Raw genomic sequence first — 20,633 nt, 5'->3', positions numbered from 1 at the left:
GCTCAACCTTTCAGGCCGCTGCCGGCGATGCCCTCGACGATATGACGCTGGAACAGCAGGAACACGGCGACGAGCGGAATCGCGCCGAGGATGGCGGATGCCATCGTGTCGGCGTACCGGATGCCGAACGCACCCTGGACGGTGGCCAGGCCGACGGGGATGGTCATGATGTCCGGATTGCTCAGGACGAGCAACGGCCAGAGAAGATCGTTCCACGACTGGACGAAGGTGAAGATGGCGACGGCCGCGACCGCCGGGCGAGCCAGCGGCATGATGATGCGGCCGTAGATCCGCAGGTAGCTCGCGCCGTCGGTGCGGGCGACCTCCTCGAGCTCCTTGGGCAGGCCGTCGAAGAACTGCTTGAAGATGAACACGGCGATCGCGGTGGGGATCTGCGGCAGGCTCACCGCCCACCAGGTGTTGAGCAGGCCGAGCGCGTCGAACTGGCGGAACCACGGCACGATCAGCACCTGGCCGGGGATCATGATGCCGGCCAGCACGACCCAGAAGACGACGTTGCGGTAGCGGAACCTCATCCGGGACAACGCGAACGCGGCCAGGCTGGCGACCAGCACGGTCCCGGCGGCCGACAGTGTCGCGATGAACAGGCTCGAGCCGAACCAGGTCAGGATGTCGGTGTCGCGCAGCATCCGCCCGAACGCGTCCACGGTCGGATCCGCGATCGCCCACGTGGTGCGGGTGGTCTCGGCGTTGGGCTTGAGCGCGGTGTCCAGCGCCCAGGCCAGCGGCACGATCCAGACCAGGGCGAAGGCGATCAGCACCCCGAAGCAGATGCGGTTGAACAGCTTGATGCGGAAGTCGGCCCGCTGGGCAAGATCGGTCATCGCTGTCACACCTCCCTTTCCTGGCGCCGCACGATCGCGAACCACACCGCCGAGACGGCCAGCACGACCAGGAAGAACAGCATCGAGACGGCCGCGGCGTACCCGACCCGGAAGTTGGTGAAGCCCTCGTCGTAGACGTACTGCAGGATCGAGCGGGTGGCGAAGTTCGGCCCGCCGGAGGTCATGATGTACATCTGGTCGAAGACCTTGAGCGAGGCGATCACCTGCAGCACCGCGACCAGCGTCGTCGTGCGTCCCAGCATCGGGATGGTGATCCGGCGGATCTGCTGCCAGGGTGTCGCACCGTCCATCGAGGACGCCTCGTAGAGGTCGCGCGGGATCTCCTGCAGGCCGGCCAGGTAGAGCACGAAGTTGAAGCCCAGCGTCCACCAGATCGTGGTCATCGCCAGCGACGGCATCGCCCAGTTCGGGTCGCCCAGCCAGTTCGGCGAGGTGATGCCGATCTTGAGCAGGCCGGCCTCGATCAGGCCCAGCCCCGGGGTGTAGATGAAGATCCAGATCAGCGCCACGACCGCGGACGGCAGGATGTACGGCGCGAAGAACGCCAGCCGGAAGAACCAGCGGCCGTGTTTGGCCCGGTCGGCCAGCAGCGCGAAGACGAACGCCAGGATGATCAGCGGCGGCGTGGTCAGGATCGTGAACCAGAGCGTGTGCCACAGCGACGACCAGAAGTCACCGCTCTGCAGCGCCTCGGCGTAGTTGCCGAAGCCGGCGAAGGTCGACAGCCCCGGCTTGACCAGGCTGGTGTCGAAGAAGCTCATCACCAGGCCGTAGATCGTGGGACCGATGATGAAGGCCAGGTAGAGGATCAGGAACGGCGCCAGGAAGCCCAGCGCGGGCAGGCCGGTCCAGCCGCGCTTCTCCGGCGGTGGTGTTCCGGGCTCGGCGGCGTCGCGGGGGCGTACGGCGGTCTCGGTGGTCACCAGGCACCCCCTCAGATGGGTGACGCGGTCGTGGACAGGGTCTCGAGCTGGCCGCGCATCCGGCTCAGCGCGTCGGCGGGCGCCGCCTGACCGCTGAGCACGGTGGCGACCGCTGATCCGGTGACGATCTCGAAGTTCGAGCCGGACCCGGAGTACCAGCCGTCCGGGTCGTAGACGGCCCCGTCGGCCGCCGCCGCGTAGTTCGACTGCGGCGTCATGGCCTGGTATTCGGCGCTGTCGCGGAACGGCAGCCAGGTCGGCACGTGCCCGCCCTCGGCCCACGTCTTGCTCTGGTCCAGCATCGAGCGGACCAGCAGCAGCGAACGGTCGAGCTGCGCGGTGTCCTGTTTCGGCTGACGGGGGATGACCAGCGTGTGGGAGTCCGCCTGCACGGCGTACGTGCTGCCGCCGTACAGGTTGGGGAAGAGCGTCATGGAGAACGGCATCTTGGCGGTCTGGAAGGTGGAGATCTCCCACTCGCCCTGGAAGTAGAAACCGGCCTGGCCGTTGGCGAAGGTGGCGATCGCACCCTGGTAGTCGATGTCGGCCGGGAACAGCCCGTCCTTGGTCAGCGACTGCAGGAAGCCGAGCACCTGTGTGGCCTTGGCGTCGTCGATGACCACCCGGCGGCCCTCGTCGGTCAGCGTCTCGCCGCCGAGCTGGCTGTAGAGCGACTGGAAGATCCGCCACGGCGTCGACGTGTCGTTGTTGACCGTCACGACCCCGCCGTACGCGCCGGAGGCTTCCTTGGCGCGCTTCATCGCGTCGAGGAACTTCTCCGGGCTGTCCAGCGGCGTCAGCGCCCCGGAGGAGTCGAGCAGCCCCGCCTTCTCGCAGATGTCGGTGTTGTAGAACATCACGAACGGGTGGGTGTCGATCGGGATCGCGTACGCCTTGCCGTCGACGAGCCCGGCCTGCCAGGCACGCTCGGTGAACTTGTCCGCGGCGATGCCGTGCCGGGCCAGGTCCTCGGGCCGCAGCTCCTCCAGCAGGTCGGAGGCGACCAGGGTTTTCATCCGCGTCAGATGCGAGATGGCGACGTCCGGCGGCTTGTCACCCAGGGTGGCCAGCGACAGCTTCGTGTAGTACGGATTGCCCCAGGCCAGGGTGACGGCGCTGAGCTCGATCCCGGGGTTCGCGGTGCGGAAACCGTCGAGCATCTGGGTCATCCGGACGCCGTCGCCGCCTCCGAAGAGGTTCCAGAAGTCGAGCGACCCGCTGGTGTCCCGGCCCGGCGTGAGCCCGGCACACCCCGTCAGCCCCAGAGCCGTCGCGGCTGCGGTGCCGCTCAGCAGTGCGCGTCGGGTCAATGTCATGAACGGAGCCTGCCGCCGCGGCTGCGAACGAGTCCAGGAATCGGTCTTCGCAAGACGAGAAGGACCGTCCGCGAATGGAGAATGATCCCGCCGGGCGCCGCGGTCCCCGGACGGGGTCCCGCGGCGCCACCGCCGGCTACTGCTGCTCGGAGGCCTTGTCCTGCTCGGCGTCCGGCTTCGCCTCGTCCTGCTGCTGCGATTGCTGCTGCGCCGCGGGCTCCGGCGTCAGGTCGTGGCCGACCTGCGGCTGGTCGACCCACAGAGCACGCAGCTGGCCCTGCATGAACGTGGTCAGCCGCGTGCGGTACTCGCGGTCGAAGTTCTCGAGCGACTCGATCTGCTGCTGCAGCGCCTCGCGCTTGGCGATCAGGCTGCCCACGGAGTCCTCGTAGCGCTGCTGGGCCTGCGACTTGAGCTGCTCGGCGTGGCCCTCGGCCTCACCGATGATCGTCTGCGACTGCGCGTTGGCGTCGGCCAGGATCTGGTCGGCCTTGCGCTGAGCCTCGTCGGCGCGGATCCGGGCGTCACGGGCCGCCTGCTCCGAGGTCGCCCGGGCGTCGTTGAGGACCTTGTCCGCCTCTTTGCGGACGTTGTGCGCGTGCACCTGGGCGTCGCGGGCGGACTGGTCGGCCGCGGCCTGCGCGTCCGTACGGATCTTCTCCGCGTGCCGGTTCGCCGCCGCGATGTGTTCCTCGGCGGTGCGCTGCGCCAGGGTCAGCACCTGCAGCGCGTTGTCGGGCCGTGTCGGGCCTCCGGGGATGACCAGGGGATGTTCCGAGGTCGCGCTGTCCGCCGAGCCGCCGAGCACCGCCTTGACACGAGCTTTTATCTGATTGTCAGTCACGGGAGACCTCCAGTTCGTGTCAATGAGCGTCGTGGCCGGACCGCTGAGGTCCGGCCATCCTCATAACGCGCTGGGCCCCGATCCGGCGCGGTCTCGGCCGGTTGATTGGGACAAATCACGCACGCGGCGTTACCCGTCGCGGCACCCGGGTATGAGCACCGCGTGGATGAACTGGAATGGCTGGGGATCGTGCGGCACGGGCAGAGCACCGGCAACGTGATCGCCCAGGAGGCGGAGACCGAGGGCCTCGAGGCGATCGACATCCCGGAGCGTGACGCCGACGTGCCGCTCTCGGAAACCGGCCGTGACCAGGCCCGGGCCGTCGGGCAGTGGCTCGCGGACCGGCCCGCCGGGCAGCGCCCCACGATCGCCGTCGTCTCGCCGTACCTGCGGACCCGGCAGACCGCCGAACTGGCCCTGGAGGGCACCGGCATCACCGCGGTCGTCGACGAGCGACTGCGTGACCGCGAGCTGGGGGTCCTCGACCTGCTGACCGGCCACGGGGTGCGCACCCGCCTGCCGGACGAGTTCGCGCGCCGGGCCCGGCTCGGGAAGTTCTACTACCGCCCGCCGGGCGGCGAGTCCTGGGCCGACGTCCTGCTGCGCCTGCGCGCCGTGCTGCGCGAGATCCGCCAGGACCACCCCGGCGGCCGGGTGCTGCTCTTCGGCCACGAGGCGACGGTGCTGCTGGTGCGCTACCTGGCCGAGTCGCTCAGCGAGGCGCAGCTGATGGAGATCGCCCACGCCACCACGATGGCGAACTGCTCGATCAGCTCCTGGCGCCGCACCGGCGGGGTGCTGCACCCGGAGATGTTCAACGCGGTCGCCCACCTGCACGAGCAGGGGGCCCCGCCCACCAAGCAGGAGGAAGTCAATGCCGAGCCCGTCTGAGACCGAACGGGTCATCACACCGCAGCTGCTGCGGGACTGGCCGCTGCCGAACCCGCAGGGCGGCAAGCTGGCCCGCGGCACGGTCCTGGTCGTCGGCGGGTCCCGTTTCACCCCCGGCGCCGCGCTGCTCGCCGGTGTCGGCGCGCTGCGGGCCGGGGCCGGGCGCCTGCAGCTGGCCGTCGAGTCGTCGACCGCGTCCGCGCTGAGCATCGCCGTCCCCGAGGCACTGGTGATCGGCCTGCCCGAGAACGAGGACGAGCTGTCGCGGCTGGCGGGTGAGGCCGACGTCGTGGCGGTCGGGCCGGGCCTCAACGACATCGAGGGCACCGCCCGGCTGCTGCACCGGGTGCTGGACGTGGCGGCCAAGGACACGGCGATCGTGCTGGACGCGTACGCGCTGGGCGCTCTGAGCAAGGAGCCGGATCTGCTGGCCGGCCGCTCGCAGGGTTTTGTCCTGACGCCGAACGTCACCGAGGCCGAGCATCTGCTGGGCCGCGAGCCGAGCGACGACCTGGCCGCCGAGGCCCGCGAGCTGTCCGACCGGTACGCCGCCACGGTGAGCCTTTTCGGCCACATCGCGGCGCCGGACGGACGCGCGTGGCGCGAGGAGAGCGGCGACGCCGGCCTGGGCACCTCCGGCAGCGGTGACGTCCGCGCGGGCATCGTCGCCGGTCTGCTGGGCCGCGGCGCCGAACCGGCCCAGGCGGCGTGCTGGGGCGCCTTCGCGCACGCGGTCAGCGGTCAGCGGCTGGCCCCGCGCCACGGCCGCACGGGTTTCCTGGCCCGCGAGCTGGTCGACGAGGTGGCGTCCACGATCGCGACGGTCTGACGCCGTTCAGATCTCGCGGATCTCCATCTCCGAGACCAGGTCCTCGGCGAAGCGGTAGACGTGGATGACCTGGCCCTCGCTGAGCGTCGCGCCGGCCTTGTCCTTGACGACCTGACGAACCAGCACGGCGACGCGGCCGTCCTTCTCGGGGCGGAAGCCGGTGGGCACGAACGACGGGTTGCTCTGCGCCCACTGGCGGGTCCAGTGGTCGCGGACCTCGTCGGTGCCGGAGAGCGAGCCGCCCTTGCTGCCGTCGGGCCACACCACATCGGCGGTCAGCGCGCCGAGCAACGCGTCCAGGTCACGCCGGTTGAAGGCGGCGTAGAAGCCGGTGATCAGTTCCTGCCGGGCCGCCGGCACCTTGCCACTCATGCCCTGCAGTCTGCCTGCCGGGTGTGCCGGCGGTGGCCCGGGGTGGGAATCGCGGGACCCGACTCCCACCCCGGGGGTTTCTACTGGACCAGCACCTCGTAGAGGCGTGCCGCCGTGTTGCCGTCCTGGGCCGGTGTCACGACGGTGATACGGACGTAGCGGGCGTCCACGTTCACCGCCGTGGTCGTCGAGTCGGCGGTGTTGCCCCGGACCTGGGACCGGGTGGTCCAGGTCGCCCCGTCATCCGAGGTCTGGATGTCGAGGTCGCGGGTGTTCCACGACGGGGTCTCGCCGCCGGCACCCGCGTGGCGGATCACCACGGAGCTGACACGCTGGCGCGTGCCGAGGTCGGTCTGCACCCACTTGGTCGCGCCCTGCGAGCACCACTTGTCGTTCCAGCCGCCCAGCCAGCTGCCGTTGAACGCCTTGGCCGGCGCCTCGTTGGCCCCGCAGGACGAGTCGGCGGTGGCCGGGCGGTTCAGCGCCAGGTCGGCCGGTGCGCTGCTGCTGCCGTAGACCTCCAGCTCGTAGATCCGGGCCGCGGCGTTCGTGTCGTTCGCCGGCTGGCTGGTCTCGAAGCGCACGTACCGGGCGGTGCGTGCGGCGATCGGGTTGTAGGTGCGGCTGCTCTTCGAGCCGGTGACCGTGACGGCGTTCGACCAGGTCGTGCCGTCGGTGCTGGTCGCGATCGTGAACGCGCCGGTGTTCCAGTTCGTGCTCTCGCCGGCCAGACCCGCGTGCTTGACCACGAACGACGACACCGTGCGGGCCGAGCCGAGGTCGACCTGCAGCTGCCGCGGTGCCGTGCTCGAGCACCACTTGCTGTTGCCGGTGAGCACCCCGTCGACCGCCTTGGCCGGGGCTTCCGCGCTCCCGCAGGCCGTGGATCCGGTCACGGTGCGGCCCTGGGCCAGGTTGGCCCCGAGATCCGGTTCCGGTGCCGGCTGGGTCGCGCCCGCGGCAAAACTCGGGGGTACGTCCGCAGCGCCCGTGCCCCACGCCGACGGACTGCCGCCCATCGTGAACGCCACGGTGCCGCCGGCGGCGATGTCGGCGTACCGCAGGTAGCTCTTCGTGGTCGAGGTGCCCCCGATCGACAGTGACTGCACGTACCGGTTGGTCGCGCTGCCACCGGTGATCGTGATGTTGCCGGGTGCCCGCTGGATGAGAGCACTCGGAAACAGTCCACCATGGACGGCCAGAGTGTCTGCACCCGGTGTCACCGGGTAGAAACCGAGCGCCGACCAGACGAACCAGGCCGAGGTGGCGCCGAGGTCGTCGTTGCCGGGCAGCCCGCCGGCGCCGGTGGTGAACGACTCGGCCATGATGCGCCGCACCGCGTCACTGGCACCGGCCGGCTTGCGCGCGGCGTTGTACGTCCACGGCACGTTGTGCTCGGGCTCGTTGCCGATGTAGAAGTACGGCCGGCTCAGCCCGCCGTTGAGCTCGGTGAAGTGGTGGTCGAGCCGCTGGACCGCCGTGGCCGGGCCACCCATCAGCGTGATCAGCGCGCCGAGGTTGTGCGGGACCATCCACGAGTACTGCGCGGCGTTGCCCTCGACGTACGGGCTCTCCTGCGCCGGGTTCAGTCCTGCCGACCAGCCCCCGCCGCTGTCGCGGGTGTGCAGGTACGCCGATTCACCGTTGAACAGGCTGCGCCAGTACTGCGAGCGGCCCGCGTACGTGTCCCGGGCGGCGGTGTCACCGAGCGCACCGGCGAACTGGGCGATGGCGAAGTCCGAGGCCGCGTACTCGAGGGTCTCGCTGGGGTTGCCGGGGATGAAACGGCTGGTCTGGTAGACGTTCTGGTTGCCGCGCAGCACGACACCCTGCGTCGAGCCGCCACTGCCGCTCTTTTTCATCAGCGTCAGCGCGGCGGCGGTGTCGAAGCCGCGCACGCCGAACGCGTACGCGCTGGCCACGATGATCGGCCCGGGGTCGCCGGGCATGACGAAGTCCTCGACCGTCTGGTGCGACCACTTGGGCAGCAGCCCGCCCTGCTGACCGTCGAGGACCATCGACTTCATGATGTCGCTCATGACGTCCGGCGCTATCAGGGCGACCAGCGCCGCCCACGACCGGTAGATGTCCCAGCCGGAGTAGTTCTGGTAGACCGGGTGCGCGGCGGTGTGCACGGCGTTGTCGAAGCCGCGGTACTCGCCGTTGGTGTCGCTGGACAGGTTCGGGTTCTGCAGCACGTGGTAGAGCGCGGTGTAGAACTTCTGCAGGTCGGTGGCGCCGCCACCGCTGACCTGGATGCGGTTCAGGGCGGTGTTCCATGCGGCGGCGGCGTTGCTGCGCACGGTCGCGAAGGCCGCGGTCTCGGCGGTGGCGTTGTTCTGCGCGTTGGCCACGCTGACGAAGGAGATGCCGACCGTGGCGTTCACGACCGCGTTCGACGTGGTGTCGAAGGTGACGTAGGCGCCGGTGCTGGTGCCGCTGGTGGTCGCCGAGCCGGCGCTCACGGTCCCGGCCTTGAAGGTGCCGAAGCCGGTCGGGGTCCGGTCGAACTGGATCGAGTAGTACATCTTGAACGTCTTGCCGCCGCAGAAGCCGCCCGCGGTGTGCTCGCCCCAGACGCGGTTGCCGCTGATGGTGACGTTGCCGTCGCGGTCGCCGGTGGCGGAGCGGCTGGCGTTGATCAGCACCCGGGCGGTCGTGCTCGCCGGGTAGGTCAGCTTCAGCGCGCCGGTGCGCTTGGTGGCGCTCAGTTCCGCGTCGACGCCGTACTTGTCGAGCCGGTTGCGGTAGTAACCGGCCGTCGCGGTCTCGTTGGTCTTGGTGTACGCGGACGCGTAACTGGTCCAGCTGGAACCGGGCGAGGCGCCGAGGTTGCCGGTGATCGGCAGGATCGGGATGTCCTCGTTGTTGGGGCAGCCGGCGCCGTTGAAGTGGGTCAGGCTGAACGACTCGATCGTCCGGTCGCGGTCGCGGTATCCGGAGGGTGACGCGGTCGGGGTGTCAGGGCTGAACTGCACCATCCCGAACGGCACCGTGGCACCGGGGAAGGTGCTGCCGCCCGCGCCGCCGCCGACGGGGTTGGGGGAGTTGCTGTCGTCGGTGCCGACGAGCGGATTGACGTACTGGACCAGGTCGAGATCGGCGGCCGCCTGCGCGGCCTGCGGAACCGAGAGTGCCGCGGCGGCGAGGACGACCGCCGCGGCGAGGGTACGGAGCATAAGGTGCCGTCCCTTCGTGGTGACAACGATGTCAAAAAGAGCGCTGCTTATAGAAGCACGCCAATGTCACTAGTTGTCAATACGAAGACCACGCACCGGTCTCAGCCGATCCGGTACGCCCGGTAGATCGTCACCTCGGTCTTGTTGCCACCCTTGTCCTGGGTCTGCGTCTTGAGGGCGACCACCCCCGAGCCCGGGTTCTTCACCGTCGCCTTCCAGGCACTGCCGGACTTCTTCACCGGTACGGACTTCCAGGTCTTGCCGCCGTCGAAGGACGCCTTGGCCGTGACCGACTTCGGGATCGCCTTGCCCTGCAGCTTGATGTCCACGGTGGTGCTGCTGCCGGGCTTGGCGCGGTTCCAGATGTCGAGGCCCGCCGGGTTCATCCGCGGCAGCAGCACCGACGCGGTCTTGTTCTTCTTCGGGTCGGCGTAGAAGGAGAACCAGACCCCGGTCCTGTCCGACAGCAGCCCCGAGGGGTACTTCAGACCCGGCCGGTACCGCTGGGCGCTGACCGTCAGCAGGTACCAGCCCTTCTTGGTGATCTTCTTCTCGAACCAGGCCGTGTCGATGCTGCCCCAGTCGGTGCGGCTCTGCTTCTTGAGCACCTTGCCCTTGAGGCTCAGCGTCACGAGCGACTTCTCGCTGGCCTCGCTCTGCGGGTAGTACTGCGAGCCGAAGCTCGGGTCCACGAACATCGAGGTGGTGTCGAAGCTCAGGTGACCACCGCTGACCCGCGGCACGTTGTACGCCGGGCCCCAGGCCGAGCGGAAGAACGTCTGCGTGTACGACTTGCCGGCGGTGAACGTGCGCTGTGCCCACTGGAAACCCAGCGTGGTGCTCTCGCCGTTGTTCAGCCGGCCCCAGGTGTCCGCCCGCACCAGCCACGAACCGGGGCTGACGTGCGTCTTGAAGGTGAACGGGGTGTTCTCCTGGTAGATGCCGAACGACAGGTCGGTGCGGCACTGGTCGCCGCCGGCCTGCAGCATGATGCTGGTCTCGAGCCCGGCCGACGGGCCGTTGCGCGCCCACGCCGTGAGGTTGGCCAGCGACGAGCGCTTGAACGACTTGGTCAGGCTGCTCGGCACGGTCGTCGACGACGAGGTGACGATCCAGGACTCGCTGCCCTGCCCGCTCCACGACGCCGCGAACGCCGACCGCAGGTGCTTCGACTTGTTCGGGATGACGAAGATCTTCCCGGGGCTGTTGTAGACCTCGACCTGCGAGGAGAACGTGTCACCGCCGCAGATCCGCGCCCGCAGCTCCTGGTTCTGACCGGCCGGCGGCTTGTCGAGCGACATCTTCAACGCCTTGCCCGCCCGCGCGTCGATCGTCGTTGTCGTCTTGCCCGAGCCGACCTTCAGCACCCGCGCACCGACGGTGTCGGACGAGTCCCGCCGCGTCGTGATCGCGGCCACCACCGTGTACGTGCCCTTGGGCAGCGACTTCGCCTTGCCGCTGGTCGCGGTGTAGTCGGTGTTGGTGGCGATGTTGGTCAGGCTCAAGGGCGTGCTCACCTTGGCGCCCGTCCGGTCGTACGTGGTGACCGTCAGCGAGCCGCTCGCCGCCGAGGCCGACGCGGTGGTTGTCCAGATCGTGGCGGGCACCAGGGCGACCGCGGCCAGCAACATCAAGGGGGTTCGTCGCACTCGTGCGCTCCTGAGCTCTCACGCCCCCGCTTCGTGAGGGCGAGCGATGCTAACAAGATCGCCCGGGCGGCCGCTGTCCCCTTACCGGGCAGCCATCTGCCGCTCCCCGGTCCGCACCGAGCGCCTGTTGCGCACCAGCGCACCGGCGGCCAGCGCTGTGCCCCCGGTGCCGATGCCGCCGAGCACACCGAGCCCGAACCGCTGCTGATGGCTGACCTGCCGCTCCTGCGCCGCGGTGTCACCCGGAGGCAGATCATCCTGGCTGAGTCCGGTGAACGCGCTCATCCCCGCGGCCCAGAAGGCCAGGAAGACCAGACCCGTCACCACGATCCCCCAGCGCGGCAGCTCGGGCGGCGACCACACCGAGCGCACCCACCCGCTCTGCGGCTGCCGTCCGCGTACGGTCCGGCGGTTGGTGATCACACCGGCCGTGAATCCGGGCAGGACCAGCACCATGGTCACGATGATGGCCACAGCGGTCGGGAGCAGGCGTGTCCCGGCGAGCAACCCGCCGATCAGCACGGCCGAGAACAGGACACCGGCGGCACACATGACGTCCAGCAGCAGCAACATCCGACGTGAGATCACCAGGCAGGACGTTAGCTCCCGGCCCGGCCCGCCGGGGCCGGATCCGGCGTTTTACCCACGCCGGGGCGTGTGGCGGCGGTAGACGCTGACGGTCGGGTCGCCCTTGATCCAGAAACGCCAGGCCACGTCGTGGGCCGAGGTCACACCGACCCGCGGGCCGGCCTCGATCAGCCCGTCCGGCACCGGATCCGCCGGCGGGGTGATCGTCAGCGGCCCGCTGCCGTCGACCACCGACGTGCCGTACGCCGACTTGTCCAGCCCGAGCACCTGCGTCAGCTTCGCCGGGCCCGACGCCAGGTCACGGTCCTTCTTCGCCCCCGGCCGCCGGGTACGCGCCAGGCCGACCCCGTCGACCACCTCACCGGCGCGCAGCAGCACAGCCGCGGCGACGCCCTCCTCACCGCAGACCACGTTCAGGCACTGGTACATGCCGTAGATCTGATAGACGTACAGCCTCCCGGCCGGGCCGAACATCACCTCGTTGCGGCTGGTCCGGCCCCGGTGGGCATGGCTGGCCGGGTCCGCGCCGAGCCCGCTGTACGCCTCGACCTCGGTGAGCCGCACGGTGACTCCGTTCGCGGTCAGCAGCCAGCCGAGCAGGGTCCGGGCGGTGTCCGCGACGGCCACCGCCGGCGCCTCGAGCCAGGGATAGGTCACCCGTCCAGCGAAGCACAGCCGCCGTGAGGCCTGTCCGGGACCCGGCTGCTCAGATCCTGGTGCAGGTCAGCACGATGAGCGCGCCCGCCTTGAGCTTCTTGCCGGCCTTCGGCGACACCTTCTTGACGGTCCACTCCGCGGTCCGCTCGCCGACCTTGCCGCCACCGGACGAGTTCAGGCGGATGTTGGTGAAGCCCAGCCGGCGCAGCTGATCCTCGGCGATCGCGGCGTTCTCCCCGGCCACCTTGGGCAGCTTGATGAGCTTCGGCGCTTTGGCGGCCGGCGCTGCCGAGGCCGGACCTTCGCCGAAGGTCGAGGGCGCAACCCGGCTCGGGGCCGGCGCGACCGGCGCGGCAGCGACCGGCTTCTCCTGGCTCGACGCCCCGCCGGACTTGTCGTCGGACCCGCCGCTGCAGCCGAACGCGGTCATCGCCGCCAGCACGACCACGGCGACCCGGACAGTGCGTTGCTTGTGCATCGGCACAGGGAAACACCCCGCCGAGACACGAGTAAACCCCAGCCGCCTGTGCCGGCACCGAAGTGGCGGAACGGCTGAGGCCCGAGGGTCAGCTGGCCGGGCGGGTCGGTCCGGTCGGGCGCGTACGGCGGATCGGACCGCAGCAGCCACCCGGCCGGGTCGGGCCGAAGGGGCGGGTCGGGCCGAAGAGGAAGAGGCGGCGCAGCCGGCGGCGGCGGGCGGGGCCGCTGGGGTACCGGGAGGTCATCCGACGAAGTCCTGGGTCAGCCAGACGATGCCCTTGCCGTCACGCACGACGCTCAGGCCGATCCGCTTGAAGTCCTTGCTGAGCAGGTTCCGGCGATGGCCGTCTTCGGGCGGGACCTCGGCGAGCATGCTGTCGGTCAGGCCGTTGGCTGCCTTGACCTTGTCGGAGTCGCTGGAGCCGGCCGAGCCGAAGCCGATGTTCTCGCCGGCCGAGCGCCAGCTGACACCCTGCGCGCTGAACCGGCCGCCGATGCCCTCCTCGCCCGAGCACTGGTGCGACAGCCCGCACCCGCCGATCATCAGCTGGTTGTGCAGGGCGGCCGCCTTCGACAGCGACGTGTCGAGGCTGAGCGCGCCGAGGCCCTCGTCGGCGCGGGCCGCGTTGATGTGGGCGAGCACCTGGTCGAGGACCGAACCGCTGGTCGACGGCGGGTTCTTCGGCTTGTCCGGCGTCGACGGCGCGGTGGTCCGGCGCTTGGTCGGCTTCGGTTTCGGCTTGCTGGTGGTCCGGCTCGGCGTCGGCTTAGCCGTCGGCGTGGTGCTGGTGGCCGGGGCGGACGGCGTCGCCGAGCTCGGCAGCGTCGCGGTCGCCGCGTCGTCGAGCAGCAGGTCGGGGCCTGTGCCCGTACCCGGGTCGGCGGTCGGCTCGGCCGCGATCAGCGGGACGTCGGCGGAGGCGCGGTCCGCGGTGCCGGCGGAGTGCCGGTTGAGCCCGACGGCCGTGAAGCCCACTCCGATCACCACTGCGGTGGCCCCTGCCACCAGCGTGTAGCGGAATCGGTGGGCGGCGGACATCGGCACGGCTTCGGTCACCTCGGGTCTGGACTGCTGCGGCCGCGGGCGCGGCGCGACTGCCGGTCCGGCAGCTCACCGACTATGCGGTCACGCACCCGCGCGCGGGGGCCACCTCAGGAGCGCTTAAGGATCGACACACGAAGACATAAGAAGCGGTCAGCCGACCCAGGCCAGGAACCGCTCGTAGAGGTCCGCCGGACTCGGCTCGCCGGTGGCGGTCAGGTCCTCGACCGCGTCGTACATCACCGAGGCCATGTAGATCGCCAGCCCGGCCGGGAAGCGGGCGTACTGCGAGGCGAGGTCCTCCTTGGCGTTCACGCACGGCCAGGAGCACTCGCACACCAGGCAGTCCCAGGACGGGCGCGCGGGCAGATGGTCCGTCCGCGGAACCAGCATCACGCACCCTTCGCTACACCCGGCTCCCTCATGACTACACAGAGGAAGGTGGATTCACCTAGATTCAGTCATCAACGGGCCGGGGCGACGTCCGGCGTTCGCTAGCCTGAGTCGGTGATCACCACCGTTGAGCTGCCCGGACCCGCCACGCTGTGGACCCGCTGGGCCACCCTGGCCGCCGCGATCACCGCGATCGGCCACGACGACGTCTGGACCGTCGGCGAGTCCGGAGCCCACCACGACGACGGCGGCGGCAACTGGTCACACCTGGCCCTCATCGAGGGTGACCGGGCCGTGCTCTACGGATACGACCACGAATACAGCGACACGGTCTCCGCCGACCCGCCCGTCGACCTGCTCGAGGACGCACCCGCCTGGCTGCCCTGGGACGACCTCACCGCGCTCGCGGCCGACGACCAGCTCGGTTACGTCCTCTGGCACGACGGCACGAACTGGCAGCGGGCCGGCTACCCGGACGGCCTCGACGACGGTCTCACCTCGACGGCGGCACAGGTGCTCGACGACAACGCCACGCTCGCCGAGCTGGGCGAGTTCGTCTTCGAGTGGGGCGAGCACACCGTGTCGGGCCCGGAGGAACAGACCGACGTGCACACTGCGGCCGTACGCGTGCTGCGGACCGCGACCACCGGTGAGCTCGACGGTGACGCCCTGGCCGCGCTGCTCGGCCGGCTGACCGAGGTGACGCTCGACCTCGCCGCGGGCCTGGCCGTGGCGACCCGCGGCGGCCTGACGCCGGGCACGCAGCCGCCCGTGGTGGCCGCGGGGACACGTCCCTCCACGCGGCGGGTCCGCAAGCTCAGCGACCACGAGCACGACAAACTCGTCTGGGCCGCGATGCACGAGGAGACCGAGCGCGAACGCCCCGAGCCGGTGCCGACCGGTGAACTCGGCGCCCTGGTCACCTGGCTGCGCGGGCGCGCACCCGCCGGCGACGGCCGCTGCTCGCTGCAGGTCTACGCCGACTCGAGCAGCCTGTCCGGCCAGGCGGGCGAGCACGAGCCGGCCAAGCGGCCCGGCGAGGGCACCTTCGGCCCGTTCCGCGAGATGGGCGACCTGGTCCGGCGCCTGCGCGAGGCCGAGGCCGACGACGCGTACGGGCGCTGGCTCTTCCTGCACGTCGAGACGACCGCCCAGAGCTTCACCGTCGAGCGCTTCTACGACTCGTGGCCCTCGTGGTGGGAGGACAACGGCATCTCCGGGCCGTGGCGCAGCAACCTCAAGACCGAGGTCGACGCGCGCGAGCTGCCGTGGCGGCCGTCCTGGACGGCGCTGCTCGACCCCGGGGTCGCCTACCGTCCCGCGGCGAGCTGAGCCGAAGTCACACCCTGTCGCTACAGTGCGCGGGTGAGCAGACTCCTCAAGGGCATCGCCAGCACGCTGCGCCGGGTCGCGGGACGCCCCGCCCCCGGGCCGCAGGGCACGTCGCACCCGGCGCCGCCCGTGCCGCAGCAGGTCCCGACCGCCCGCCGCGGCCGCCACCTCGAATACTCGCCGAACCTCGACGGTGACGCCGACCCGGGCGAGATCGTGTGGACCTGGGTGAAATACGAGGACGACCCCAGCCAGGGCAAGGACCGGCCCGTGCTGGTCGTCGGGCGCAACGGCCGCACCCTGCTCGGCCTGATGCTCTCCAGCCAGCACGAGCGCGACGGTCAGCACGGCTGGCTGGGGCTGGGCCCGGGGGAGTGGGACCGCGAGTCGCGGCCCAGCTGGGTCCGCCTCGACCGCGTCATCGAGGTCGACCAGGACGGCATCCGCCGCGAAGGCTCGATCCTCGACCGCGCCCGCTTCGACCAGGTCGCCGCGCAGCTGCGGCGCGACTACGGCTGGGCATAAGAAACGGATCGCGTGAGTTGCCCACTACCGTGGGAACCATGGATACGGACGTTATGGTCGGTTTCGGCGGCAAGCAGGCCTGGCTGGCCGTCCGCGACGGTGACCCCGCACAGGTCCTCGAGGCCCTCGGCCTGCGCGACCTCGGCGAGGTCCGCTGGCGTGACGGCATCGACCTGGCCCATCTCAGCGACGACCGGGTCGCGGTGACCCCACCGCTGCCCGGCGCCCGCGACACCTCCTGGGTGCTCGCGGCCGGGCGCTACCTGATGCGACCCGACACCAAACTCGACGTCATCGAGCTCTCGCAGCGCCTGCACACCGAGGTCCAGTTCTTCTCCACGCACCGGGTCACCGAGTCCCACCGCTGGCAGCGGGCCGTCGACGGCGAGCTCGTCCGCGCCTTCGGCTACGTCGGCCAGACCGGCGACGTGACGTCCTGGCACGGCGAGCCCGACCCGGCCGAACGCTCGGCCGGCCTGCCCGCCACCTTCGTCGACGAGGAGACCTCGATCCTCGTCTCCGAACAGGACGTGCTGAAAGTCGCCGACGGGTGGAGCATCAACCCCGCCCGGCTCGACGGAAAAGCGCCGGGCCCGCTGCGCGTCGGCGCCGCGGACTGAGGAAGGACGCCACCATGCGCAAATACGTGATCATGGGTGTGCAGGGCAGCGGCAAGGGCACCCAGAGCGAGCTGCTCTGCGACGACCTCGACCTGGTCCACATCAGCGTCGGCGACCTCTTCCGCTGGCACGTCCAGAACCACACCAAACTCGGCGCCCAGGTCCGCCGCACCATGAAATCCGGCGAACTCGTCAGCGACGATCTGGTCGAATCCGTCGTCCGCGACCGGCTCGACAGCCACGACTGGAACTTCGGCTTCGTCGTCGACGGATTCCCTCGGAACGGCCGCCAGGCCGAGTTCTTCATGGAGAGCTACGACATCGACGGCGTCATCCACCTCGAACTCAGCGACGACGAGGTCCGCCGGCGCGTCCTGAGCCGGCGCCTCTGCCCGGGCTGCGGCATGGACTACAACCTCATCGCCGACCGCCCCAAGGTCGAGGGCCGCTGCGACATCTGCGGCACGACCCTGATCACCCGCGAGGACGACACCCCCGAGGCCCTGGCAGCCCGCCTGCGCGACTACTACGAGAAGACCAAACCGGTCCTGGAGCTCTTCCGCCGCAAGGAAGTCGTCCACGACGTCGACGCCGCCCCCGCCGCCGACGAGGTCCAGGCCAGCATCCGCTCAACATTGGGCCTGCCCGCCTACGAACCCAAAAGCTGAAGGCCCACCTTCACGGATGTCGGGCCTTCGTGACGCCGGCGAGGGCCCGACAGATCAAGGGCTTCCTTGCCACGGTCCGTGCATGGCACTGACCGCTGCTCCCGCGGAGCCCGGGCACGAGCGACCACTCGCCCAAGGGCTCGTAACCGGTCACCCGCACCCTGCCGGGTCCGTGCTCCCTGAAACCCGTGCCTGTGCGGGCCGTGCTTATTTGATGCCGCGGCGTTCGAGTTCGGCTTCGATGCGGTCGCAGACGGTTTCGACGACGGCGAGGCGGGCGTAGTGCTTGTTGTCGCCGGGGATCACGTGCCACGGCGCCCACTTGTGCTCGGTGCGCTCGAGCATGTCCTCGACCGCCTCCTCGTATGCCGGTCGCTTGTCCCGGTTACGCCAGTCCTCGTCGGTGAGCTTCCACTGCCGCAACGGGTCGGCGGCGCGGTCCTCGAAGCGCCGCAGCTGCTCCTCCGGCGACACGTGCATCCAGAACTTGACCATGATCATGCCCTCGGCCGTCAGGGTCCGCTCGAACTCGACGATCTCCTTGTAGGCCCGCGACCACTGCTCCTCGGTCGCGAAACCCTCGACCCGCTCGACCAGCACACGGCCGTACCAGGAGCGGTCGAAGACGGCCATGCCACCCCAGCCGGGCAGCTTCGGCCAGAACCGCCACAGGAAATGGTGCCGCTTCTCGTCGTAGGTCGGCGCCGCGAACTGCGACACCCGCACGTGCCGCGGGTCCAGCGGCTGCGCGAGCCGCTTGATCGCCCCGCCCTTGCCCGAGGCGTCCCACCCCTCGAAGGCCACACAGAGCGGCGGCCCGATCTTCTGCTCGCCGATCTGCCCGCCGAGGATCAGCCGCAACCGCAGCAGCCGCTGCTGGGCCTCCTCCAGCCGGGCAACCGCCTTCTTCTTGGACAACTCGGCAGGGGGTTCAGCAGACCCGAGGCGACTCATGGCCCCAGCCTCGCACCCGCGTACGACAGAAGCATCCCGAAACAGGACGGTGCTCAGGGCGTACCGTCCGGATCGGGTGACCGACCGCCCAGCCGCAGGCCGATCTGACCCCCGGCGCAGCACTCACGCCGGCAGGGATGACGCTCCGCCCGGGCCATGAGGTCGAGCAGATCAGGCCGGTCATGACCCGGGTAGGATCCGTGCTGGTAGGAGTTGACCACCTCATATCCCCGCCGCAGCACCTGCAACCTCGGATGCCAGTAGTCGAGCACCCACCGCCGCGGCACGATCCCGCGCCGCGCATAGGCCCCCATCAGGTCGAAGGTGGCGAGCGCCCGGACCATCAGATAGACGTCGTCGGGCTCGGTGGAGACGATCACCCCGTTGAGCCCCGACTGATAGATCATCAGCCGTCCCCGCCAGAGATCGTCGGCCAGCATCATCGTCTGCACGGCGAGAAAACTGCTCGCCAGCCGCCGCCGGCTGATCAGCACAGTGATCAACGAAATGAGAATCGCCAGCAGCCCGATCCCGATCCCGATGACGTCCTTGTTGACGCTGAACCAGTCCATGTCCGCCTCACCAGTGCAGGAGCAGGGACGCGCCGGCGGCGATCAGGGAGAGGAGGCTGGCCGAGGTGAGCAGCCAGCCGGTGTTGATGAGGCGGTGTTTGCGCAGGACCGTGCGGGCCAGGCCGTGCACGTTGTAGGTGAGGACCTCGACCTCGAAGTCCTCGTCCGCGTCCTTGAGCCTCGACTGGACGCCTTCCCACTGCAGCGACGCGAGGTGGCCGAAGTACCAGAGCACCTCCGGGCGGTAGGTGGTGTCGTCGTCGGGGTTGATGCCGAGCGCGGCGAAGTCGTTGCGGACGTGGTGGCCGTGGCGGGAGAGCAGGCTGGCGGCCGCGGCCACGATGGCCCCGCACAGCGAGGCCAGGGCGAGGGTCAGGAACAGCCAGGTGAACGCGCCGACCGACTCGAACGAGCGGCGCAGGTCGTCGACGCTGCTGGAGATCAGCCCGAACACGACCGTGACGAAGGCGCCGTTGACCGTCAGGATCAGCTGCGCCTTGGACTCCGCGACCTTGTACCAGTCCATGACGCGGTCGTACATGCGGCGGGCGTAATCCACGTTGGCGGCGACGGCCGAGAGTCTCACGTTCCGTATGTCACCCATGAGCCGAGAGTAAAGATGGGTGTCTAGATAGCCGCCGGGCTGCGACCCGCCCTGCCGCATGCGCGACAATTCGCAGGTGACTCTCGTTGACGACATGCAGTGGCGCGGACTGATCCAGGACTCCACCGACCCCGAGGAGCTGCGCAAGCACCTCGAGGGAGGCTCGATCACGTTCTATGTGGGATTCGACCCGACCGCCGCCTCCTTGCACGTCGGCAACCTCATGCAGGTCGTCACCGCCCGCCGCCTGCAGCTGGCCGGGCACCGCCCGTTGCTGCTCGTCGGCGGGGCGACCGGGCAGATCGGTGACCCGGGCGGCAAGTCGGCCGAGCGGGTCCTGAACCCCCGCGAGGTCACCGCCGGCTGGGTGCTGCGCATCCGCGACCAGCTGGCGCCGTTCGTTTCCTACGACGGTGAGAACGCCGCCACGCTGGTCAACAACCTGGACTGGACCGGGGAGCTGTCGGTGGTCGACTTCCTGCGGGACGTCGGCAAGCACTTCCCGATCAACAAGATGCTGGCGCGCGACGTGGTCAAGAACCGCCTCGAGACCGGCATCAGCTACACCGAGTTCAGCTACCAGCTGCTCCAGGCGAACGACTTCTACGAGCTGCACCTGCGCCACGGCTGCTCACTGCAGTTCGGGGGCTCGGACCAGTGGGGCAACATCACCGCGGGTGTCGACTTCGTGCGCCGCCGCGGGGCCGGGCCGGTGCACGCCTTCACCACACCGCTGGTCCTGAAGGCCGACGGCACCAAGTTCGGCAAGAGCGAGGGTGGCGCCACCTGGCTCGACCCGACGATGACCTCGCCGTACGCGTTCTACCAGTTCTGGGTGAATGCCGACGACCGTGACGTCTCGAGCTACCTGCGCTACTTCAGCTTCAAGAGCCGCGAGAAGATCGAGGAGCTGGAGAAGGCCACCGCCGAGCGCCCGCAGGCCCGCCTGGCCCAGCGTGAGCTGGCCTTCGAGATCACCGCCCTGGTCCATGGTGAGGAAGAGGCCAGGCAGGCGGTCGCCGCCAGCCAGGCGTTGTTCGGCCGCGGATCCCTGGAGGAGCTCTCCGCGGACACGCTGCGGGCCGCGTTGTCCGAGGCCGGCCTCACCCAGGTACGCGGGGAGCTGCCGACCGTCACCGCCCTGCTGCAGACCGCTGGACTGGTCAAGAGCGGTGGTGACGCGCGCCGGACGATCGCCGAGGGCGGCGCGTACCTGAACAACGAGCGCATCACCGACCCCGAGGCGACGATCCCGGAGTCCGCGCTGCTGCAGGGCAGCTTCCTGGTGCTGCGCAAGGGCAAGCGGACCTTCGCCGGTGTGGAAGTGAC

23 protein-coding genes (1 of these 23 running past the window's edge) are annotated in these 20,633 nt (G+C 69.9%); 7 read left to right on the top strand and 16 right to left on the bottom strand.

The window, feature by feature from the left end; all coding sequences use genetic code 11:
• Positions 1 to 2: 2 nt before the first annotated feature.
• The 4 genes from AFR_RS30255 to AFR_RS30240 form a co-directional block, all read right to left on the bottom strand.
• A complete protein-coding gene (locus AFR_RS30255) occupies positions 3 to 845 on the bottom strand; it encodes a carbohydrate ABC transporter permease (RefSeq protein ID WP_023560618.1) in 843 nt (280 codons plus the stop codon).
• 5 nt (positions 846 to 850) lie between these two features.
• On the bottom strand, positions 851 to 1,789 hold the full coding sequence (locus AFR_RS30250; protein ID WP_023560617.1) for a carbohydrate ABC transporter permease: 939 nt from the start codon (positions 1,787 to 1,789) through the stop codon (positions 851 to 853).
• An 11-nt stretch (positions 1,790 to 1,800) separates the two neighbouring features.
• A complete protein-coding gene (locus AFR_RS30245) occupies positions 1,801 to 3,105 on the bottom strand; it encodes an ABC transporter substrate-binding protein (protein ID WP_041841256.1) in 1,305 nt (434 codons plus the stop codon).
• A 136-nt stretch (positions 3,106 to 3,241) separates the two neighbouring features.
• Positions 3,242 to 3,949 carry a V-type ATP synthase subunit E family protein gene (locus tag AFR_RS30240; protein WP_052359512.1) on the bottom strand — a complete coding sequence of 236 codons (708 nt, stop codon included), beginning with the start codon at positions 3,947 to 3,949 and terminating at the stop codon, positions 3,242 to 3,244.
• A 162-nt stretch (positions 3,950 to 4,111) separates the two neighbouring features.
• Here AFR_RS30240 and AFR_RS30235 point away from each other — a divergent pair, with 162 nt between their 5' ends.
• Both AFR_RS30235 and AFR_RS30230 read left to right on the top strand, forming a co-directional pair.
• Positions 4,112 to 4,840, top strand: a complete 729-nt coding sequence (locus AFR_RS30235; RefSeq protein ID WP_023560614.1) for a histidine phosphatase family protein — start codon at positions 4,112 to 4,114, stop codon at positions 4,838 to 4,840.
• Positions 4,824 to 5,669: an NAD(P)H-hydrate dehydratase gene (locus AFR_RS30230; RefSeq protein ID WP_023560613.1), complete on the top strand. Its 846-nt coding sequence runs from the start codon at positions 4,824 to 4,826 to the stop codon at positions 5,667 to 5,669. The genes AFR_RS30235 and AFR_RS30230 overlap by 17 nt, the downstream gene beginning before the upstream one ends.
• 6 nt (positions 5,670 to 5,675) lie before the next feature.
• Here AFR_RS30230 and AFR_RS30225 read toward each other — a convergent pair whose 3' ends face one another.
• From AFR_RS30225 to AFR_RS30190, 9 genes are all read right to left on the bottom strand, one after another.
• Entirely contained in the window at positions 5,676 to 6,041 is a 366-nt protein-coding gene (locus AFR_RS30225) for a nuclear transport factor 2 family protein (protein WP_023560612.1), read from the bottom strand.
• A gap of 80 nt (positions 6,042 to 6,121) precedes the next feature.
• Positions 6,122 to 9,220, bottom strand: coding sequence for a GH92 family glycosyl hydrolase (locus AFR_RS30220; protein ID WP_023560611.1), 3,099 nt, complete (start codon positions 9,218 to 9,220; stop codon positions 6,122 to 6,124).
• A gap of 101 nt (positions 9,221 to 9,321) precedes the next feature.
• A complete protein-coding gene (locus AFR_RS30215) occupies positions 9,322 to 10,869 on the bottom strand; it encodes a hypothetical protein (RefSeq protein WP_148308113.1) in 1,548 nt (515 codons plus the stop codon).
• A gap of 81 nt (positions 10,870 to 10,950) precedes the next feature.
• Positions 10,951 to 11,457, bottom strand: a complete 507-nt coding sequence (locus AFR_RS30210) for a hypothetical protein (RefSeq protein ID WP_193786329.1) — start codon at positions 11,455 to 11,457, stop codon at positions 10,951 to 10,953.
• Between the two features lie 51 nt (positions 11,458 to 11,508).
• Positions 11,509 to 12,114 carry a DNA-3-methyladenine glycosylase gene (locus tag AFR_RS30205; RefSeq protein ID WP_023560608.1) on the bottom strand — a complete coding sequence of 202 codons (606 nt, stop codon included), beginning with the start codon at positions 12,112 to 12,114 and terminating at the stop codon, positions 11,509 to 11,511.
• 49 nt (positions 12,115 to 12,163) lie between these two features.
• The gene (locus AFR_RS30200) at positions 12,164 to 12,592 is read right to left on the bottom strand and encodes a PASTA domain-containing protein (RefSeq protein WP_041841255.1); all 429 of its coding nucleotides are present in this window, start codon (positions 12,590 to 12,592) and stop codon (positions 12,164 to 12,166) included.
• A gap of 88 nt (positions 12,593 to 12,680) precedes the next feature.
• Positions 12,681 to 12,839 (bottom strand): hypothetical protein, encoded by a 159-nt coding sequence (locus tag AFR_RS46900; protein ID WP_158510584.1) that lies wholly within the window; start codon positions 12,837 to 12,839, stop codon positions 12,681 to 12,683.
• Complete coding sequence (locus AFR_RS30195) at positions 12,836 to 13,651, bottom strand: CAP domain-containing protein (RefSeq protein ID WP_023560606.1); 816 nt, start codon at positions 13,649 to 13,651, stop codon at positions 12,836 to 12,838. Before AFR_RS30195 ends, AFR_RS46900 begins: the two co-directional genes overlap by 4 nt.
• Before the next feature lie 138 nt (positions 13,652 to 13,789).
• Positions 13,790 to 14,029 carry a hypothetical protein gene (locus AFR_RS30190; RefSeq protein WP_023560605.1) on the bottom strand — a complete coding sequence of 80 codons (240 nt, stop codon included), beginning with the start codon at positions 14,027 to 14,029 and terminating at the stop codon, positions 13,790 to 13,792.
• 114 nt (positions 14,030 to 14,143) lie between these two features.
• Between AFR_RS30190 and AFR_RS30185 the strand changes: the two genes are divergently transcribed.
• The 4 genes from AFR_RS30185 to AFR_RS30170 are packed head-to-tail and all read left to right on the top strand — an operon-like array spanning position 14,144 to position 17,174.
• Positions 14,144 to 15,361, top strand: a complete 1,218-nt coding sequence (locus AFR_RS30185) for a hypothetical protein (RefSeq protein WP_023560604.1) — start codon at positions 14,144 to 14,146, stop codon at positions 15,359 to 15,361.
• A gap of 33 nt (positions 15,362 to 15,394) precedes the next feature.
• Positions 15,395 to 15,886 (top strand): type II toxin-antitoxin system PemK/MazF family toxin, encoded by a 492-nt coding sequence (locus tag AFR_RS30180; RefSeq protein WP_023560603.1) that lies wholly within the window; start codon positions 15,395 to 15,397, stop codon positions 15,884 to 15,886.
• Positions 15,887 to 15,924: 38 nt separating this feature from the next.
• Positions 15,925 to 16,506, top strand: coding sequence for a hypothetical protein (locus AFR_RS30175; RefSeq protein WP_041841252.1), 582 nt, complete (start codon positions 15,925 to 15,927; stop codon positions 16,504 to 16,506).
• A 14-nt stretch (positions 16,507 to 16,520) separates the two neighbouring features.
• The gene (locus AFR_RS30170) at positions 16,521 to 17,174 is read left to right on the top strand and encodes an adenylate kinase family protein (protein ID WP_023560601.1); all 654 of its coding nucleotides are present in this window, start codon (positions 16,521 to 16,523) and stop codon (positions 17,172 to 17,174) included.
• Between the two features lie 207 nt (positions 17,175 to 17,381).
• On the opposite strand, the gene AFR_RS30165 is transcribed toward AFR_RS30170, so the two are convergent.
• The 3 genes from AFR_RS30165 to AFR_RS30155 are packed head-to-tail and all read right to left on the bottom strand — an operon-like array spanning position 17,382 to position 19,304.
• The gene (locus tag AFR_RS30165; RefSeq protein WP_041841251.1) at positions 17,382 to 18,128 is read right to left on the bottom strand and encodes a polyphosphate kinase 2 family protein; all 747 of its coding nucleotides are present in this window, start codon (positions 18,126 to 18,128) and stop codon (positions 17,382 to 17,384) included.
• Positions 18,129 to 18,181: 53 nt separating this feature from the next.
• Entirely contained in the window at positions 18,182 to 18,700 is a 519-nt protein-coding gene (locus AFR_RS30160) for a hypothetical protein (protein WP_023560599.1), read from the bottom strand.
• A gap of 7 nt (positions 18,701 to 18,707) precedes the next feature.
• Positions 18,708 to 19,304 (bottom strand): Pycsar system effector family protein, encoded by a 597-nt coding sequence (locus AFR_RS30155; protein WP_148308110.1) that lies wholly within the window; start codon positions 19,302 to 19,304, stop codon positions 18,708 to 18,710.
• Between the two features lie 58 nt (positions 19,305 to 19,362).
• Between AFR_RS30155 and tyrS the strand changes: the two genes are divergently transcribed.
• On the top strand, positions 19,363 to 20,633 hold the 5' portion of the coding sequence (gene tyrS, locus AFR_RS30150) for a tyrosine--tRNA ligase (RefSeq protein WP_023560597.1). It continues 7 nt past the right edge of the window; the window shows 1,271 of its 1,278 coding nt (coding positions 1-1,271); it begins with the start codon at positions 19,363 to 19,365; its stop codon lies off the right edge, out of view.

Origin of the sequence: Amorphoplanes friuliensis DSM 7358, assembly GCF_000494755.1 — a bacterium.
Taxonomy (GTDB): Bacteria; Actinomycetota; Actinomycetes; order Mycobacteriales; family Micromonosporaceae; genus Actinoplanes; species Actinoplanes friuliensis.
This window is presented reverse-complemented; position numbering and strand designations above follow the sequence as displayed.